Source organism: Dickeya ananatis (assembly GCF_019464615.1).
GTDB classification, from domain to species: Bacteria; Pseudomonadota; Gammaproteobacteria; order Enterobacterales; family Enterobacteriaceae; genus Dickeya; species Dickeya oryzae.
The window spans coordinates 628,502-646,603 of record NZ_CP040816.1 but is presented as its reverse complement, the minus strand read 5'-3'; the positions used below and the strand labels follow the sequence as shown (position 1 = coordinate 646,603).

The 18,102-nt window shown below is 51.5% G+C and carries 19 protein-coding genes, 2 tRNA genes, 1 rRNA gene and 1 pseudogene; 11 read left to right on the top strand and 12 right to left on the bottom strand.

The genetic code is table 11. The annotated features are described in order from the left end of the window. On the top strand, positions 1-855 hold the full coding sequence (panC, locus tag FGI04_RS02825; RefSeq protein ID WP_342700146.1) for a pantoate--beta-alanine ligase: 855 nt from the start codon (positions 1-3) through the stop codon (positions 853-855). 25 nt (positions 856-880) lie between these two features. After that, entirely contained in the window at positions 881-1,261 is a 381-nt protein-coding gene (panD, locus tag FGI04_RS02820; RefSeq protein ID WP_012768777.1) for an aspartate 1-decarboxylase, read from the top strand. Between the two features lie 72 nt (positions 1,262-1,333). Here the strand turns inward: panD and FGI04_RS02815 are convergent, their stop codons facing one another. Next, positions 1,334-2,104, bottom strand: a complete 771-nt coding sequence (locus tag FGI04_RS02815) for an ABC transporter permease (protein WP_038905304.1) — start codon at positions 2,102-2,104, stop codon at positions 1,334-1,336. Then, positions 2,101-3,024, bottom strand: a complete 924-nt coding sequence (locus tag FGI04_RS02810) for an ABC transporter ATP-binding protein (protein WP_038905306.1) — start codon at positions 3,022-3,024, stop codon at positions 2,101-2,103. The genes FGI04_RS02815 and FGI04_RS02810 overlap by 4 nt, the downstream gene beginning before the upstream one ends. 127 nt (positions 3,025-3,151) lie before the next feature. Between FGI04_RS02810 and can the strand changes: the two genes are divergently transcribed. Continuing rightward, positions 3,152-3,793 carry a carbonate dehydratase gene (gene can / locus FGI04_RS02805; protein WP_012885789.1) on the top strand — a complete coding sequence of 214 codons (642 nt, stop codon included), beginning with the start codon at positions 3,152-3,154 and terminating at the stop codon, positions 3,791-3,793. 43 nt (positions 3,794-3,836) lie between these two features. On the opposite strand, the gene hpt is transcribed toward can, so the two are convergent. Continuing rightward, complete coding sequence (gene hpt, locus FGI04_RS02800; RefSeq protein WP_038905307.1) at positions 3,837-4,370, bottom strand: hypoxanthine phosphoribosyltransferase; 534 nt, start codon at positions 4,368-4,370, stop codon at positions 3,837-3,839. A 146-nt stretch (positions 4,371-4,516) separates the two neighbouring features. On the opposite strand from hpt, the gene FGI04_RS02795 reads away from it, so the two are divergent. Both FGI04_RS02795 and FGI04_RS02790 read left to right on the top strand, forming a co-directional pair. Continuing rightward, positions 4,517-4,987 carry a GNAT family N-acetyltransferase gene (locus tag FGI04_RS02795; protein ID WP_342700142.1) on the top strand — a complete coding sequence of 157 codons (471 nt, stop codon included), beginning with the start codon at positions 4,517-4,519 and terminating at the stop codon, positions 4,985-4,987. Between the two features lie 153 nt (positions 4,988-5,140). Continuing rightward, the gene (locus tag FGI04_RS02790) at positions 5,141-5,494 is read left to right on the top strand and encodes a hypothetical protein (RefSeq protein ID WP_407273911.1); all 354 of its coding nucleotides are present in this window, start codon (positions 5,141-5,143) and stop codon (positions 5,492-5,494) included. Positions 5,495-5,605: 111 nt separating this feature from the next. Here FGI04_RS02790 and FGI04_RS02785 read toward each other — a convergent pair whose 3' ends face one another. Both FGI04_RS02785 and FGI04_RS02780 read right to left on the bottom strand, forming a co-directional pair. Continuing rightward, entirely contained in the window at positions 5,606-6,673 is a 1,068-nt protein-coding gene (locus FGI04_RS02785; RefSeq protein ID WP_407273912.1) for an ABC transporter ATP-binding protein, read from the bottom strand. A 7-nt stretch (positions 6,674-6,680) separates the two neighbouring features. Beyond that, entirely contained in the window at positions 6,681-8,288 is a 1,608-nt protein-coding gene (locus FGI04_RS02780; protein ID WP_407336208.1) for an ABC transporter permease, read from the bottom strand. A gap of 232 nt (positions 8,289-8,520) precedes the next feature. On the opposite strand from FGI04_RS02780, the gene FGI04_RS02775 reads away from it, so the two are divergent. The 3 genes from FGI04_RS02775 to speD all read left to right on the top strand — a co-directional run bounded on the left by FGI04_RS02775 (position 8,521) and on the right by speD (position 10,665). Next, entirely contained in the window at positions 8,521-8,868 is a 348-nt protein-coding gene (locus FGI04_RS02775) for a YacC family pilotin-like protein (protein WP_012885795.1), read from the top strand. Between the two features lie 108 nt (positions 8,869-8,976). Further along, entirely contained in the window at positions 8,977-9,840 is an 864-nt protein-coding gene (gene speE / locus FGI04_RS02770) for a polyamine aminopropyltransferase (protein WP_342700138.1), read from the top strand. Between the two features lie 30 nt (positions 9,841-9,870). Then, positions 9,871-10,665, top strand: a complete 795-nt coding sequence (gene speD, locus FGI04_RS02765; protein ID WP_016942103.1) for an adenosylmethionine decarboxylase — start codon at positions 9,871-9,873, stop codon at positions 10,663-10,665. A gap of 157 nt (positions 10,666-10,822) precedes the next feature. Here the strand turns inward: speD and FGI04_RS02760 are convergent. Together FGI04_RS02760 and dnaQ are read right to left on the bottom strand one after the other, a co-directional pair. Continuing rightward, a tRNA-Asp gene (locus tag FGI04_RS02760) sits at positions 10,823-10,899 on the bottom strand. 130 nt (positions 10,900-11,029) lie between these two features. Beyond that, positions 11,030-11,764, bottom strand: a complete 735-nt coding sequence (gene dnaQ, locus FGI04_RS02755) for a DNA polymerase III subunit epsilon (RefSeq protein WP_019846489.1) — start codon at positions 11,762-11,764, stop codon at positions 11,030-11,032. Here dnaQ and rnhA point away from each other — a divergent pair. Beyond that, positions 11,718-12,284 carry a ribonuclease HI gene (gene rnhA, locus FGI04_RS02750; RefSeq protein WP_029456420.1) on the top strand — a complete coding sequence of 189 codons (567 nt, stop codon included), beginning with the start codon at positions 11,718-11,720 and terminating at the stop codon, positions 12,282-12,284. The genes dnaQ and rnhA overlap by 47 nt on opposite strands. A 28-nt stretch (positions 12,285-12,312) precedes the next feature. Here rnhA and FGI04_RS02745 read toward each other — a convergent pair whose 3' ends face one another. Next, entirely contained in the window at positions 12,313-13,032 is a 720-nt protein-coding gene (locus FGI04_RS02745) for a class I SAM-dependent methyltransferase (RefSeq protein ID WP_342700137.1), read from the bottom strand. Between the two features lie 46 nt (positions 13,033-13,078). Between FGI04_RS02745 and gloB the strand changes: the two genes are divergently transcribed. Both gloB and mltD read left to right on the top strand, forming a co-directional pair. Further along, a complete protein-coding gene (gloB, locus tag FGI04_RS02740) occupies positions 13,079-13,834 on the top strand; it encodes a hydroxyacylglutathione hydrolase (protein ID WP_407273915.1) in 756 nt (251 codons plus the stop codon). Positions 13,835-13,904: 70 nt separating this feature from the next. After that, on the top strand, positions 13,905-15,302 hold the full coding sequence (gene mltD, locus FGI04_RS02735; RefSeq protein ID WP_342700135.1) for a murein transglycosylase D: 1,398 nt from the start codon (positions 13,905-13,907) through the stop codon (positions 15,300-15,302). Between the two features lie 52 nt (positions 15,303-15,354). Here the strand turns inward: mltD and FGI04_RS02730 are convergent. From FGI04_RS02730 to rrf, 4 genes and pseudogenes are all read right to left on the bottom strand, one after another. Then, positions 15,355-16,711, bottom strand: a pseudogene (locus FGI04_RS02730) (IS3 family transposase). A gap of 89 nt (positions 16,712-16,800) precedes the next feature. After that, positions 16,801-17,592 (bottom strand): endonuclease/exonuclease/phosphatase family protein, encoded by a 792-nt coding sequence (locus FGI04_RS02725; protein ID WP_407336207.1) that lies wholly within the window; start codon positions 17,590-17,592, stop codon positions 16,801-16,803. Between the two features lie 204 nt (positions 17,593-17,796). Beyond that, a tRNA-Asp gene (locus FGI04_RS02720) sits at positions 17,797-17,873 on the bottom strand. Positions 17,874-17,940: 67 nt separating this feature from the next. Further along, positions 17,941-18,056, bottom strand: a 5S ribosomal RNA gene (gene rrf, locus FGI04_RS02715). Between the last annotated feature and the right edge of the window lie 46 nt (positions 18,057-18,102).

The window sequence follows — 18,102 nt, the reverse complement described above, 5'->3', positions numbered from 1 at the left end:
GTGTTGATTATTGAAACGCCGGTGCTGCTGCGCCGTGAACTCCGCCGCTGGCGTCAGGATGGGAAACGCATCGCGCTGGTACCAACCATGGGTAACCTGCATGACGGCCACCTGACACTGGTGGATGAGGCCCGCGCCCGGGCTGATGTCGTTGTGGTCAGCATTTTTGTTAACCCATTGCAGTTCGACCGGGCGGACGATCTGGCTCGCTACCCACGAACCCTGCAGGAAGACTGCGAGAAACTGACGCGTCGTGGGGTTGACCTGGTCTTTTCCCCAGCGCCCGAAACCCTTTACCCTAACGGCCTGCAGCAACAGACGTTTGTCGAAGTACCGGGGCTCTCCCAGATGCTCGAAGGTGCGAGTCGCCCAGGTCATTTTCGTGGCGTCGCCACCGTTGTCAGCAAGCTGTTTAATCTGGTGCAGCCGGACATCGCCTGCTTTGGCGAAAAAGACTACCAGCAACTGGCTCTGATTCGTCAGATGGTGGCTGATATGGATTACGATATCAGCATCGTCGGCGTTCCCATCGTGCGGGCGAAAGACGGTCTGGCGCTCAGTTCACGCAATGGCTACCTGACCGCCGAAGAGCGCCAGCAAGCACCGCAACTCTATCGCATCATGAACGAGGTGACGGCGCAATTATCCAACGGCGACCGACAAATTGATGATATGCTCGCCAGAGCATCAGAAGCGCTGCGCGATGCCGGATTCACGCCGGACGAACTCTTTATCCGCGACGCAGTGACGCTGCAACCGCTCACCATCGACAGTACTTCTGCCGTGGTGCTGATGGCTGCCTGGCTGGGTAAGGCGCGCCTGATTGATAACCAACAGGTGGATTTGACCACCTGATTTTTCCAACCAGAGTGACAGACCGATGATTCGAACCATGCTGCAAGGTAAGCTGCACCGGGTAAAAGTAACCCAGGCAGATTTACATTATGAAGGGTCCTGCGCCATCGATCAGGATTTTATGGATGCCGCCGGTATTCTTGAATACGAAGCGATCGACATATACAACGTGGATAACGGCCACCGCTTTTCCACCTACGCGATCGCCGCGGAGCGCGGCTCCCGCATCATTTCCGTCAATGGGGCGGCAGCACGCTGCGCTTGCGTCGGCGATAAGCTGATTATCTGCTCCTATGTGCAGATGCCGGATGAACAGGCCCGTACCCATCATCCTAAAGTCGCCTATTTTGGTGATAATAACGAACTGCAGCGTACCGCTAAAGCCATTCCCGTGCAGATAGCCTGAGCGCATCAGCGCGGATAAAAAAAGCGAGGCAGAAACACCGCCTCGCTTCACCTTAACCAACAGAAACGTGTCTTAACTGCGCAGCCCGCGCCCACGTTCAATCAGCCACCAGCTCACGCCATAAAACACCACGATGAAGGCCAGCAGTACTACCAATGTCAGCGGCAACGGCACGTCATGAATGCCCAGGAACCCAAAGCGAAAGCCGCTTATCATATATACGATCGGATTTAGTTTGGACACCGCCTGCCAGAATGGCGACAGCAATGACAACGAATAGAATACGCCCCCCAGATAGGTGAGCGGTGTCAGCACGAAGGTAGGGATCAGACTGATGTCATCAAACGTTTTGGCAAACACAGCGTTGATCAACCCTGCCAGCGAAAATAACATCGCGGTCAGCAACAAGGTCACCACCACCATCCACCAGGCATGAACCTGTAACGGCACAAAGAATAGCGATACCGCCGTCACCAGCACACCAACGCAGATACCGCGCGCCATACCGCCCCCCACATAACCGGCGATAATAATATGCGTCGGTACCGGCGCTACCAGCAGTTCTTCGATATTGCGCTGGAATTTGGCGCTGAAAAATGACGAAGCGACATTCGCATACGCATTGGTAATCACCGACATCATGATCAACCCTGGCACAATGAACTGCATATAGCTAAAGCCATTCATTTCGCCGATGCGGTTTCCGATCAGATTACCGAATATAATAAAATACAACGACATGGTGATCACTGGCGGCACCAGCGTCTGGATCCAGATCCTCGCGAAGCGGTTGATCTCTTTGATCCAGATACTCTGCAACGCCACCCAATATAACCCCATCATGCTTTATCTCCGTTGTTATTGAGCAGCGCGACAAACAGTTCTTCCAGACGATTAGCCTTGTTACGCATGCTAAGTACCTGAACCCCCTGAGCGCTAAGCTGGCTGAAAATGCCGTTCAGCCCCTGCTCTCTTCTGACATCTACTTCCAGCGTCGAGGTATCTACCAGGCGGTGTTGATACCCCTCCAACCGTGGCAACGCACTTTTCGCCGCCAAATCGAAAATGAAAGTTTCTGATTGCAACTTAGCCAACAGCGCCTTCATTGAGGTGTTTTCCACCAATTGCCCAGACTGGATGATGCCGATATTGCGGCACAACATTTCCGCTTCTTCCAGATAATGGGTGGTCAGGATGATAGTCGTCCCCTGCCCGTTGAGTTCTTTGAGAAATCCCCACATTGAGCGGCGCAATTCAATGTCCACCCCGGCGGTCGGTTCATCCAGAATCAGCAGTTTGGGCTCATGCATCAACGCACGGGCGATCATCAGACGACGTTTCATCCCCCCGGATAGCATACGTGCCCGCTCGTTACGCTTACCCCATAAATCAAGCTGATTGAGGTACTTCTCAGCGCGTTGCACCGCTTCGTGCCGCGGTACGCCGTAGTAACCAGCCTGATTCACCACAATTTGCATCACGGTCTCAAACGGATTGAAGTTGAACTCCTGCGGTACCAACCCCAATTGCCGTTTGGCATTCACGACATCCCGGTCCAGATCATGGCCGAACACCTGCACCCTGCCACCTGTTTTATTGACCAAAGAGCTAATGATGCCAATAGTCGTGGACTTGCCTGCACCATTCGGGCCCAGCAAGGCGTAGAAATCCCCGGCCTCCACGCGCAGATCGATACCTCGCAGCGCCTGAACGCCACCAGGGTATGTCTTAGTCAGATTCGACAATTCAAGTGCATATGTCATAGCTGAATGCATGCCTTCTTATCAGTTAAGCGGGCCCTGGTCGGACCCAGTTTTCGATTTCAAAACCCCTATGATTGCTCTATATTACCTTGCACCGCCCTTTTGTCGTTACAGGTCATTTACTTTCATGAAAACAATAGAAACGCTTATCGCCAATAACCAGCAATGGTCTGAAACGATCGTGAAAGAAGACCCCGATTATTTTGAGCGGTTGGCACTATCCCAACGTCCCCGTTTTCTGTGGATCGGCTGTTCGGACAGCCGGGTTCCCGCAGAAAGCCTGACCAGTCTGGAACCGGGTGAACTATTTGTGCACCGTAACGTGGCCAACCTGGTTATCCATACCGATCTTAACTGTCTGTCTGTCGTTCAGTACGCGGTTGAGGTTCTGGAAGTGGAACACATCATTATTTGTGGTCACTATGGCTGCGGTGGTGTACAGGCCGCGGTTGAAAACCCGGAACTCGGGTTGATCAACAACTGGCTGCTCCACGTTCGAGACCTGTGGTATAAGCACAGCTCATTACTGGGAGAATTGCCACCGGAACAGCGATTTGACAAACTTTGTGAAATCAATGTAGTAGAACAAGTGTACAACCTGGGCCACTCGACCATCATGCAATCGGCCTGGAAACGCGGTCAGAAAGTGACGATTCACGGCTGGGTTTACGGGATTCAGGATGGACGTTTACGCGACCTGGAAGTCACCGCCACCAGTCGCGAGACGTTGGAACAACGTTATCGTCGGGCGGTCTCGTCGCTGCTGTAATCATTCGCATCGCGCCCATGCGGTATGGGCGCGATTTCACGCTTTACTGCGGAATCACCTTTCCGATAAACGGCAGATGACGGTAGTGTTGCGCATAATCAATACCGTATCCCACCACAAACTCGTCCGGAATGGAAAACCCAACCCACTCTACCGGAACCGGGACTTCGCGACGTGATGGCTTATCCAGCAGCGTACAGATCGCCAGCGATTTAGGGGCGCGTAACTGCAAAATTTCCCGCACTTTACTGAGCGTATTACCCGAATCAATAATGTCTTCGACAATCAGCACATCTTTGCCACGGATGTCCTCATCCAGATCCTTGAGGATTTTCACATCGCGGGTCGAGCTCATACCACTGCCATAACTGGATGCGGTCATGAAATCCACTTCGTGAGAATGGTCGATGGCGCGGCACAGGTCGGCCATAAACACAAAGGATCCACGCAGTAACCCCACCAGCACCATGTCACTGGTGCTATCACGGTAATGTTCACTAATCTGGCGTCCAAGCTCAGCCACCCGCGTCTTGACCTCAAGCTCGGAGATCATGACTTCCACCGTATGTTTCATCATACTGACTACTCACCAAAAAAAGATATCCAGTATCGGCCACAGTGGCCATACTCCAGGGCAGACACGCAGCCAGGCTGGCTGTGCCGCCATTCATCACGGCGCGCAGTATAACAGAAAGCCGGCCTTACCCCACTCAAGGAGAGAACATGACATCGTTATCGTCTTCAGCGTCTGACAACACTATCATCCCCCCAGGCATCATCACTTACAAAGTGAATGACCCCATCACTGTCGATCAATTTATCCATCTGCTTAACCGAACCTCCTTAGGACCACGACGTCCGCTGGAACAGCGCGAGACCCTCGCGGGCATGCTGACACAAGCCGACCTGCTGGTGACAGCATGGCGAGGTGACGAACTGGTGGGTGTCGCTCGCAGCGTGACGGATTATCACTATTGTTGCTATATGTCGGATCTGGCGGTGGATGAAGCCTGCCAGCACGGCGGCATTGGCCGCCAGCTTATCGAACACACGGTCCGGCAACTCAAGCCACTGTGTCGCCTGATTCTGATTGCCGCACCGCAGGCCGTGGATTATTACCCCAAAATCGGCTTTGAGGCACACCCCAGTGCCTGGCATATTCTGGCAAAGGACTTTCTGGCTCTGAAGCCGTAAAGCCCGGCAGGCTTGATGATGGCAGTGAGAATATCAGTGCATTTATAAGAATGTGAAGATTACGTTATCACGGCATAAAACAGAGTAAAGCGCATTGCACTGTATCGGTGAAAGGTTTCTGATGGACGTCGGCCAACCGAAACGAGGTGTAACATGACAGTACTCACGAAAACCTGCCGTACCGCAGCGTGGATTGCCGGTATTTCACTGCTTTCGAGCTTGTCTGTAGCGTCTGCGCATCCTGAAAATGTGGATCCACGGTTACCGGACAGACAGGAAATGCTGCCACCGCCCCCCGGGTTCCCGCCCCCACCGCCTGCGTTACGTCCACCAGTGCCTGCACTGTATCAGGCGTCATTACAGGCGACCGACCCGGTGTTAGCCGCCAATAAGCTGGTCGCTAACGTGCCCCAAGGTAATGGTAAAACGTATGAAGTCAGCATCAGTGTAAGAGAGCTGCCACCAGAGCCGAATCCGGCACCGGTTGCCCCCGTCCCCGCCAAATGACCCGGCGCAGGGAGAGCACAGAGAGGGGAGCCGCATGGCGGTTGTTACCGTAGTGAGCGGGATAAACCACGTACCGGTCCCCTAACGGCAACGCGGGCCTCATCAGGCCCGCTATTCCTGAGCACTTACCGCAGATTGCGGCGGGAACAGAACCGGCTGATCAATGCGAATACTGAGTCGAACCGGTTGCCCTGGCTCAAACCAGTTACCACTTTGCACCTGGAGCGCCAGTTCATTAACCCGAATACGGTAAAAATTGCTGTTTCCCATGAATAACCGGTCCTCAATCACCCCCGGCCCGTCCTCATCAAGGGCAAGCGCGATTTCTTGCGGACGAACCAACCAGTCATATTGTGCGCCATGCGGTAATTTCAACGCCCGTGTTGCCTGATGCTCACCGAGAAAACTCTGCCATTGCCTGTCACCACTAATCTTCACTGGCAGGTAGTTGGTGTTCCCCATAAAACTCGCCACATAGCGGTTAACCGGCCGGTAGTAGAGATCAGCGGAAAATCCCTGCTGCACAATACCACCGTCATGGATCAGAATCAGATGGTCGGCAAACGCAAACGCATCCTCCCGGTCAGAGGTCGCAAATAGCGTGGCTATCTGCCGCTGCCGCAAGATTTGGCGCAATTCGCTGATCAATTGGTAGCGAAGCTGACTATCAATGGAGGAAAAAGGTTCATCCAGCAACAACAGTTTAGGCTGACACGCCAGCGCCCGGGCAATGGCGGCACGCTGATACTGCTCGCGAGAAAGTTCATGCGGGTAGCAACGGGTGAACGTTTCCAGTTGCATCACCCCCACCACATCCATCGCCAGCGTACTGATTTCTTCGGATGACTTACCACGTAGCCCAAAAGTAATGTTTTCCATCACCGTCAGATGGGGAAACAACACATCATCCTGAAACGCCATGCCGACTACGCCTGGCGAGACTTCACTACGCTGGGTTTGAGGAGGAGCGACCTTCTGACCCGCAATAGCTATTCGGCCTTTTTCCGGCGACAGCAGACCCGCTATCGATTTCAGCAGCGTGGTTTTACCATCACCACTGGCTCCCAGCAGGCACACCATCTCTCCCTCATGCACCGAAAAACCCACATTCTCTAATACAGAAACCGATGGATAGCCGCAACTGAGCGAGGTTATCGTCAGAATCTCCGGAGTCGTCATAACGTTCCTATCCTTCCATTCGCATCAATCGGGTGATCCCAAATAGCGGGATCATCCCCACACCGACCAGCATCAACGCAGGTGTAGCGACCAGCGGCAACCGTTCATCCATGATGAAACGGAACACATAAGTCGCCATGGTTTCCACCTCAAACGGCTGCAACAGCAGCGATGCATTCAACTCACGCAGGCTTTCGGTAAACACCAACAACACGCCAACCACCAGACAATGGCGTAACTGCGGCAAATAGACCCACAGCACTTGCTGTACAGGTGTATACCCCAGCGACTGACTGACATGATTCATCGCGCCCGGTAAACGGGAGATCCGAATTTGTAGCCGATCGATCAACAAACCGCTAAAGCGCATGCAGTAAGCCAGGATAAGCACCAGCACCGACCCCGCCCAGGGGTCATCCACCACGCCACCGGGCGAGGCGTGCCAGGCATCCAGTCCGAGGAACGGCACCAACAGCCCCATACCTAGCGCAGTCGAGGGTAACAAGCGGTTAATATTGACCCAGCGCAGTGGGTTACGGTAAGCCGGGTTGCCCGTTGCCTTGAAATCAAACGTACACACGACGGCCAGTCCAATCACCAGCAGTGTTGCGCAGGCAGCCGCCATCACACTACTGGTAAATGCTAGCAAGAATGGCAGGCTCCAGATCGGCGCATCAGACAGCACTGCCCAGCACACCAAGCGACCAACGGGTACGACAAACGCAATCACCACTAGCCCACAGCCGAGCAGTACCGTCAGAAAACGTGCCCACCCACGCAAAACCGGCAGGTCTTTTGGGCAAACGCTACCCAATTGTTGATAACGCAATTGACGTGCGCGACTGCGGCGCGCCTGAAACCATATCAGGAATACCAACGGCAGCAATAACGACATCAATAACGCGGCCGTCCTGTGCTGCGCTTTATCACGCCACAAGTCCAGACCCGCCGTCGTCACCGTCCGTAATGAGAAATAGGCGGAAATGCCGTAATCACCGAGTGCCTCAGAAGCCATCAGTACCATGCCAAGAGCGATCGCCGGGCGCGCCATGGGAAACACCACCCGCCAGAAAACCTGAGCACGGGTATGATTCATCAGCAAGGCGGCCTGCCGCAGGTTGACAGACTGTGACATCAACGCGGTACGCACCAACAGGTAGATATAGGGAAACAACACCAGCGCCAGACAGAGGCTGGCACAGCCCACCATCCCAACTTGATGCCAGAATGTCTGGGGTACGTGGTTCGAAGCAAATGATAGCGCGTAGAGCGTCTGTTTAACCGGCCCTTCGTACCCGAACAGGTCGCCATATACAGCCGCCAACAGGTACCCGGGCACCGCCAGCGGCAGCAATAATGCCCGATGTAGCCATACCTGGCCGGTAAAACGGTAATGTGACATCAACCAGGCCAAGGGCAGCGCAAACAGCAAGCTGAATAACACGCAACCAATCACCAGCATCAGCGAGTTCGTCCCATAAACGGGCAGAGCTTGCCATAACGCCAATACCGCGTTGCCGGGGGCGAAAAAGGCCATGCCGACGATAGTCACTAGCGGGAACAAAAGGATCACCGCCAACAGCACACTACTAATGCGCCAGATACCTGAAGTCATGAGAAATTGGTAAATTAAATTTAAACTGCACTATTAATATCAAAGCCGGGCGCTGGCGTCATGGTATCAATCGCCGATAAATGGCCGGTAATTATCCCATTGAACAAACAGCACCTCGTTTGACCCCTCCCAGCAGCCAATTACCGGATATCACGCTGATCTGAATAAAACTTGAAATCAGGGCCGGTAACTGTGATAACGTCATCTAATGAAAGATGAAACAGGTTAAATTATGAAACACTCCGCGCTGGTGCTGCTCCTGCTCTCATTGTTGGGCTTCTCCTCCGCCAGTAAGGCATTGAATGATTTCGAGGCAGAAGACCTCGCCGATCTGACCGCTATTTTCGTTTATCTGAAAAACAACTGTGGCTATAAAGACCTTCCCAACGATCAGATTCGCCGGGCGCTGGTTATTTTTGCCCAACAAAACCGCTGGGATCTCAGCAATTACAATCAGTTCGACATGATTGCGCTTGGCGAAGCCAGCTACCGAGATCTCAGCGGTATCGCCATCCCTACCCCGAAAAAGTGTCAGTCTTTGGCCCGGAACTCACTCAGTTTACTCGCCACTACACAGTAAAGCTTAAAATCCTCCGCATTGCGTGAAATTTGACCGTGCAAGCACCATGAGAGTTAGCTATCATAGCGCGCCAATTTTCATGGCTGTTATCGCGGAGGAAGCCCTAACATGTCCCGGAAAGAAATTTGGTATGAAACCCTGCATGCCAACTTCGGTCAGTATTTTTCAATAGACCAGGTGCTCTATCATGAAAAAACCGACCATCAGGATCTGATCATCTTCGAAAACGCGGCGCTAGGCCGGGTGATGGCATTAGATGGCGTTGTACAGACCACCGAACGCGACGAGTTCATCTACCACGAAATGATGACCCACGTTCCGCTGCTCGCCCATGGCAACGCCAAACGTGTGTTGATCATCGGTGGCGGCGATGGCGGAATGCTGCGCGAAGTCTGTCGTCACCGTAACATCGAGCAGATAACGATGGTCGAAATCGACGCGGGTGTCGTGTCGTTCTGCCGCCAGTATCTGCCCAATCACAGCGCTGGCGCTTACGATGACCCACGTTTTCGTCTGGTGATTGACGACGGTGTTAACTTCGTCAATGCCTGCCAGGAAAAGTTCGATATCATCATTTCCGACTGTACCGACCCCATCGGCCCTGGTGAAAGCCTGTTTACCTCGGACTTTTATCAAGGATGCGCACGCTGCCTGAACGACGGCGGGATCTTCGTGGCACAGAACGGCGTCTGTTTCCTGCAACAGGATGAGGCTGTTAACAGCCATCAGAAACTGAGCCACTATTTCAGTGATGTCAGTTTTTATCAGACAGCCATTCCCACATATTATGGCGGGATCATGACCTTTGCCTGGGCCAGTAATAACACAGCGTTGCGTGCTATCGACCAACAGAGCCTGCAACGACGGTTTGACGCAGCGGAAATCGTATGCCGCTATTACAACCCAGCCATCCATATCGGCAGCTTTGCCCTGCCACAATATTTACTGAATGCCTTGTCAGCGGCACGCTGATCACTGGCATCCATAAGGGGGTGAATTAAATTGCAAAAGCTGAAACTACATGGCTTTAACAATCTGACCAAGAGCCTGAGTTTTTGTATCTACGATATCTGTTATGCGAAAACGCCCGCCGATCGCGATGGCTACATCGCGTATATTGACGAGCAGTACAACGCAAACCGTCTGACAGAAATCCTGAGTGAAACCTGTTCCATCATTGGTGCCAATATTCTGAACATTGCTCGCCAGGATTATGAACCGCAAGGCGCTAGTGTGACCATTTTGGTCAGCGAAGAGCCGATGGATCCACGCGATGTGGATACCTCCGAACATCCCGGCCCCTTGCCGAATTCCGTCGTCGCACACCTTGATAAAAGCCACATCTGTGTGCACACCTACCCGGAAAGCCATCCTGGTGGCGGCCTGTGCACGTTCCGCGCGGATATAGAAGTATCGACCTGTGGTGTCATTTCACCGCTGAAGGCACTGAACTATCTGATCCATCAACTGGAATCGGATATCGTAACCATTGACTACCGTGTTCGTGGTTTTACCCGCGACATCAATGGCGTTAAGCATTTTATCGACCATAAGATCAACTCAATCCAGAACTTCATGTCTGACGACATGAAATCGCTCTATCATCTGATGGATGTTAATGTTTACCAGGAAAATATTTTTCACACCAAAATGTTGCTGAAGGATTTCGACCTGAAGCACTACCTGTTTAACGTCAGCCCTCAAGAGCTGAGCGCCGAAGAGCGTAAACGTATCACGGACTTGCTGTATCGTGAGATGCAGGAAATCTATTACGGCAGAAACATCGCAACCGTATGATCATCCACCTGAGGGCATATGCCCTCAGATTCCGGCAAATCTTCGCCCGTTATTCCTGACAAGATAAGTACGCGTCACCGCGCAAAGGTAAAGCATTGTATTTCTGCTTTAGGAACGAAAAAGCCCTGAACCAGATGATTCAGGGCTTCGGAATGATTGGCGGTGCGGACGGGACTCGAACCCGCGACCCCCGGCGTGACAGGCCGGTATTCTAACCGACTGAACTACCGCACCGCGCTATGCTCAGTGAGCGAGGTGAATACTACGGTCCGACACCGGTTGCGTCAACGCTTTTTATCACTAACCGCTTCTGTTTGCTTACATTTTCAGCGCAATGATGCCTTTGTGATCAAGACATCCTACCTCAGTTGCGCCACAGGCAACTGCCGCCTTTCTTCATAATTAAATCCAGCCGTTGTTCATGCGCCACCAACTCGTCATCACTGGCGTACAACACCGTCAACGCCGATGCTGGGCGTGAAATACGCTGTATGGTTTCGGCTTGCACTGTCTGCTGCTGACTCTCCCCTTCCATCGAAAAAGCCAGTGACGTTTGCCCGCCAGTCATCGACAGATAGACTTCAGCCAGAATCTCGGCATCCAGTAACGCGCCGTGCAGCGTGCGCTTGCTGTTATCTATCTGGTAACGGTCGCACAATGCATCCAGGTTATTACGCTTGCCGGGGAATAACCGGCGAGCCATCAGCAGGCTGTCGGTGATAGTACAGAAGGTTTCCGTTTTGGGGATGTCTCGTCCCAGCAACCGGAACTCATAGTCCATAAAGCCGATATCAAACGACGCGTTATGGATCACCAGCTCCGCACCGCGGATAAAATCGATAAAATCATCGGCAACCTCAGCATAAGTCGGCTTATCAGCCAGAAACTCATCGCTAATGCCATGAACATTATAGGCTTCCGGGTCTATCAGACGGTCCGGCCTAAGATAAACATGGAAATGACGCCCGGTCAGGCGACGATTCACCACCTCAACCGCACCAATCTCAATAATCTTGTGCCCTTCATAGTGAACCCCCAGCTTATTCATACCGGTGGTTTCCGTATCAAGAACGATTTGTCGTGTAATTGCAGTGCTCATCGGTTTCGTTTATGTCAGACTTATGCTTTTGACCATGAATAAGAGTCTACCAGAGATGCTAAAACAGGTTGAGATTTTCACCGACGGCTCCTGTCTCGGCAATCCTGGCCCGGGTGGCTACGGGGTGCTTTTGCGCTACAAGCAGCACGAAAAAACACTGAGCGCAGGCTACCGGCTAACCACTAATAACCGGATGGAACTGATGGCGGCGATCGTCGCACTAGAAAGCCTGACCTCGCCTTGTGATGTTACACTCAGTACTGATAGCCAATATGTCCGCCAGGGGATTACCAGTTGGATCCACAACTGGAAAAAACGCGGCTGGAAGACCGCTGAGAAAAAGCCGGTAAAGAACATCGACCTGTGGCAGCGGTTAGATGTTGCAATTCAGCGCCATACCCTGCGCTGGTTGTGGGTCAAAGGGCATGCTGGTCATCCAGAAAACGAACGCTGCGATGAGTTGGCACGCCAGGCGGCTAATGCACCAACCCTTGATGACACCGGCTATCAGCCTGAATAATCTGCACTATCACTCGCCTGTCAGGTGATTAATCATGCCGATACCGGTAGCTTTTCGTCGCCCCTACTGGGCGGTGCATCGGTGATTTTCTTAACAAGCTTTTGCTCGGCGTCATGGTCAGTGGGATGGTACGTTTGCGTGCAACGATCAGATTCAGGCACCCCAGTAGTGGTAGCGTATTGTTCCATTTGCCTTGACCTGGCTCACGCCACGGTAGTACCTGCAAACTATTATGATGCACAACTTCGTAGTTCAGCAGACTCAGCCAATCCATCACCCGCATTTGGCTAAACATACGGCTACAATAGGGTTGGCGTCGGCGCATTCCCGGTACCAGGCGCCCCATCCCCACCAGACTAACCGGGTTGAAACCACTAATGATGACCCATCCATCATTAATCAAAACCCGGTCTACCTCACGCACGATACGGTGAGGATCGGCAGAGTAAGCCAGAACATGGGTCAATAGACAAGCATCCACGGATTTCTCTATAAATGGAAGTTGGTAGGGATCAGCCATAACATGCGCCTGTTGATCGCGACTGACATTCACCTGATGTGGGATAGTGCACGTCTGGCTGTCAATCGCGATACTCAATCCGCCAATTTTCAGCAGATGAAATCCGAATATCCGGCTCCACCAAGGGGCCAGCGCAGTATTCAGGGTGTGAAGATAGTTTTCTCCCCAGGGAATGGCTTCCCAACTATCAGGCGCCACGATTTTCTGGGATGTTTGTGCTGGCTTCATGTTTTAGAATCGTCCACAAGCTAACCATCAACAACGAGGATGCAGCATGAATCTTATCAGTGTACCGGCTTTCAAAGATAACTACATTTGGCTGCTGGCTAATGATGAAAAACACTGTGTGATTGTGGACCCTGGAGATGCCGCCCCCGTACTTCAGGCACTGGAACAGTATGGACTATCTCCCACCGCGATTCTGTTGACCCATCATCACAATGACCATACCGGTGGTGTCCAGCAATTGGCCACTCATTACCCCGACATACACATTTACGGCCCACAGGAAACTAAACACTGTGGCGTGACACATACAGTACAAGAGGGAGACAAGATTACGGCCGCAGGTTCGGAATTTTCTATTTTTTTCGTGCCCGGACACACCGCTGGACATATCGCGTACTATAGCCACCCATATCTGTTCTGTGGCGATACGCTGTTTTCTGCTGGGTGCGGTCGCATTTTTGAAGGTACAGCACAACAAATGTTCGAATCATTGATCAAGTTGGCTGATTTACCCGATGAAACCCAAGTATGTTGTGCGCATGAGTACACATTGTCCAATCTGGCATTTGCCCACCAGATTTGGCCAGAAGATGTAGATATTTATGATTACCTTGTAAAAATCAGGCAATTACGTGAAAAAGGAGAATCATCCCTCCCCTCCACACTGGGTCGGGAACGAAGAATAAATATTTTTTTACGCTACCATGACATTGATTTAAAAAGAAAATTGTCCATTAACTCGGACACCCAGGGTGATTGGCAGATTTTTGCGCATTTACGCGCATTGAAAGACCAATTCTGACGGTTTTTGTTGTACTGAATTGCCAATCAAAGTATCATTGCCTGTCTTTTAAGCAACTATTGACACAGATATGAAGACTAAAGCGATATTCATCGCCTCAGTCGTGTTGACAGGTTGCCAGGTGCCACCCAATGACACCTCTCAACCCAGACAGCATGCACAGAGTCTGTCTTCGGCAGGTCAAGGTGAAGCAGGAAAGTACACAGATGGTCGAGAGACCGGTACGCGATGGCTGGATGATGAAAGCATCGCGCAGCAAGACCTGTGGAACTTCATTGGCGACGAGCTGAAGATGGAGGTTCCGGAAAATACCCGGATCCGCGAGCAAAAACAGCGTTACTTAAAAAATAAGAGCTATCTCCACGATGTAACATTACGGGCAGAGCCGTACATGTACTGGATAGTCGGGCAGATTAAAGAACGTAAGATGCCGATGGAACTGGTACTGCTACCCATAGTGGAGAGCGCTTTTGACCCAAATGCCAGATCATCATCCAACGCCGTAGGGCTTTGGCAAATTGTTCCTGGCACAGGGCGCAATTATGGGTTGAAACATACCCAGTGGTACGATGGACGTCGTGATGTTGTTGCATCTACGACTGCTGCGCTGGACATGATGCAGCGTCTGAACCGTATGTTTGACGGCGATTGGTTATTGACCGTAGCCGCCTACAACGCCGGTGAAGGGCGAATCATGCAAGCGGTGAAAGCGAATAAAGCGAAGGGTCGTCCAACAAATTACTGGGCGCTGGCGTTGCCATATGAAACGTCAACCTATGTGCCCAAAATGTTGGCGCTGAGCGATATTCTCAAGCACAGCAAAAAGTACGGAGTTGAACTGCCGAAACCTAATGAAAATCGTGCATTGGCACGCGTTGATTTAGGCCAGCAGATGGAGTTAACACAAGCTGCCGAGCTGGCAGGATTGTCTGTCACTAAGCTTAAGAGTTACAACACGGGCTACACACGTGATGTTACCGCACCTAACGGTCCGCATTACATTATGGTGCCCAAGTCCCATGTAGGACAGTTGAAAGACTCATTGGCTGATGGTGATATTGCTGCGATCCAGCCGACTAAAACTGTTCAGCCGACTGTGGCGACTCGCTCTGCCGGATATAAAGTTCGTTCTGGTGATACATTATCGAGTATCGCTAAACGAATGAATGTCCGTACGCAGGACCTGCAAAGCTGGAACCACCTTAAGGGTAGTGCCCTGAAAGTGGGTCAGACATTGCAGGTTGCTAAGGCAACCACACCCGTGACGGCAGGTGTAGTAGCAAGCAATAAGTCGAACTCGATTATTTATCAGGTTCGTAAAGGTGATTCGCTGGCAAGCATTGCCAAACGCCACGGCGTTAACATTGCTGATGTCATGCGCTGGAATACGGTTATTAAAGATGCCAACCTTCAGCCAGGCGATCGATTGACACTTTATGTCACCAGAAGACAATCACCCGACTCCTGATACAAAAAAACCGCCACTTATGAACTGACCCCATAAAGTTGGACGGTTTATATCAGGCGGCTATCTGGGCCTGGGTTCGGTACTCTACCGGACTCAGGCCTTTTAGTTTCTGTTTTATTCTTTCATGGTTGTAATAGTAAATGTACTCGTCAATAGCAGCTCGTAATCCACTGATACTGCTATGTTCTTCCAGGTAAAAACATTCTGACTTCAGCGTGCCAAAGAAGCTTTCTATCACCGCATTGTCATAGCAGTTTCCCTTTCGCGACATACTCTGTTTCAGCCCCGCTTCTTTCAGCCGCTTCTGATAGTGCGATATATGATACTGCCAGCCCTGATCTGAATGCAGCATCGGATATTCACCTTCACTCAGAACTGATAACGCCTTAGACAGCATGCTATCCACCATCGACAGTTGCGGTCGATGATCCATTTGATACGCCACGATCTCTCCGTTATACAGGTCAAGCACCGGAGATAAATAGAGCTTTTCCCCACCGACCTTAAACTCCGTCACGTCCGTTACCCACTTCTGGTTGAGCTTATCCGCACTAAATCGCCGGTTCAGGACATTACCGGCGGCCTTACCGTAGCGGCCTGTGTAAGAGTTGTATTTTTTCACCCTGATACACGATACCAACTGTAACTCCTGCATCAGCTTCTGAACCGTTTTATGATTCAGTGAACTCCCTTCCCGACGGCTGGCAAGCGTGATCCTGCGGTATCCAATCGCCCTTTATGTTTATGGAATAACGTTAGAATCCGGCGCTTGTCATCAGCGTATTTGTCCGGTTTTTTTGCGCAGGATAACTGCCAGTAGAACGTGCTTCTGTCCAGTCCTGCTGCCCTTAACAGGCGAGTCAGAGAATACTGTTGCCTTAACTCATTCACGACCAGCGCTTTGTCGCGCGTTTTGGTGTGTTTTTTTCCCTGAGTAAGGCCTGCAGCTTTTTTAGATAAGCCACTTCAACGCGTAACTGCTCAAGCTCTTCGCGTTCGTCCGGGTTGAGAACGGCCGAAGCTGGAGCGACTGTCTTATTTTCAGGGAGTTGCGGCATCGTTTTTTTCCTGCGTCGGCTGTCTGTGAAGGCTTCAAAACCGCCTTCATCATACAGTCGTTCCCACTGACAAACCGAGGAAAAGGCAGGGATAGTGAACTTTGCACACCCTTCGCGAACAGACAGACGATGTTCACGCATATGAAGGATAACGGACTCTTTGAAGGCCGGAGAGTAGATGAAATGCCGGGTCGTCAGTCCTGCTTCACCATGAAGTTTCCAGGCGGCAGACCGCTTTCGAACGGTACTGTGATCGATACCAAAACGCTTTGCCGTCGCCTTTTGTCCCTCTATCCCGGAGATATAGTGCCGCACGACCTTAAGCTTGAAACTGAGGGAATACTTATTCATAAAAAACTGCACCCCAAAAGTTGGGTATCCAACTTTTGGGGTGCAGTTCACACAAGGCGGGTTTTTTATTGGTAGTGATATAGCAGCTCTCACGCAATACCGAACTCGACCAATAAGGGGTTGTGATCTGAAGCATCTGTAACCAGTACCGATGAATCAGTTACCGCCAGTTCCCGATAAAAAACAAAATCCAGTGGTCTGCCAAACGCCCTACGCCGCTGATCATTGGAAAACAACACTTCACAAAGCCCCATCCGATGTGCAAACCGATAAAGTGCACTCACCCTAGGCTGACTCCATGCATTAAAATCCCCTGCCATAATCACTGGCCCAGAGTGACGCTTCAATTGCTCACCAATGGTCTCAAGCTGATTGGTATAGGCCTCTACTCCCAGGCTAAAGTTGACAGCATGGATATTAATGACCATTAACAATCGTCCATCACTCAACGAATACACGGTGATCAATGCTGATTTGGCCAGACGAATTAACGGCTCTCGTTCACGTAGAGGAAAGCAATACATGGGCTGGGTAGAAGATAACGTCATTACGCCTGAAGGATGGGTAGGAAGTACAAAAGCGGGTACCTGTTCAGCGGAAAGATAGTGTGTTGTGGCAAAACGAATCAGCTCGGGGGACGATTGCGCTTCCTGCAATAACATGAGCTGTGTGCATTCACAAAAATGCTTCAGGACGGACAACCAATTCGTACGTTGTTGTTTAAAAATATTCCATACCATTATCCGTAGAGGATCCTCCGTTACCATCAGAGGTCCTGAGGATGCCGGCTGCTGTTTTAAATAATGCATTGCCGAGGGCTGAAAGATACGCTCCACCGGTTGCCCGGCGACGTACCTCATCGCATAGGTTTTCTTGTGCACTTTATTCCTGCTATACCCGTGTACTGTTAATCGTTATAGGGTTTTTACCTTCACGTTTCAATGGGTATAAGCCGTCAGATGAGAAATTCGACACAGTAAGCCATGATAATACGACGGATAGGAGAAGAACGGCGTTGTCTCTTTCGAAGATAGAGTCTTAGAAAAGTAAAAAGCCCCGAGCTTATGCTCAGGGCTTTTATAAGTTGGCGGTGCGGACGGGACTCGAACCCGCGACCCCCGGCGTGACAGGCCGGTATTCTAACCGACTGAACTACCGCACCACCGATTCTGTATGTTATCAGAGGAGTCAATCCGATAACCGGTGTCTTACTTACACCACAATTTGATGCCTGGCAGTTCCCTACTCTCGCATGGGGAGACCCCACACTACCATCGGCGCTACGGCGTTTCACTTCTGAGTTCGGCATGGGGTCAGGTGGGACCACCGCGCTCTCGCCGCCAGGCAAATTCTTTTGACGTCTTTCAACGTCCTGATTCTTCATGTCGCCG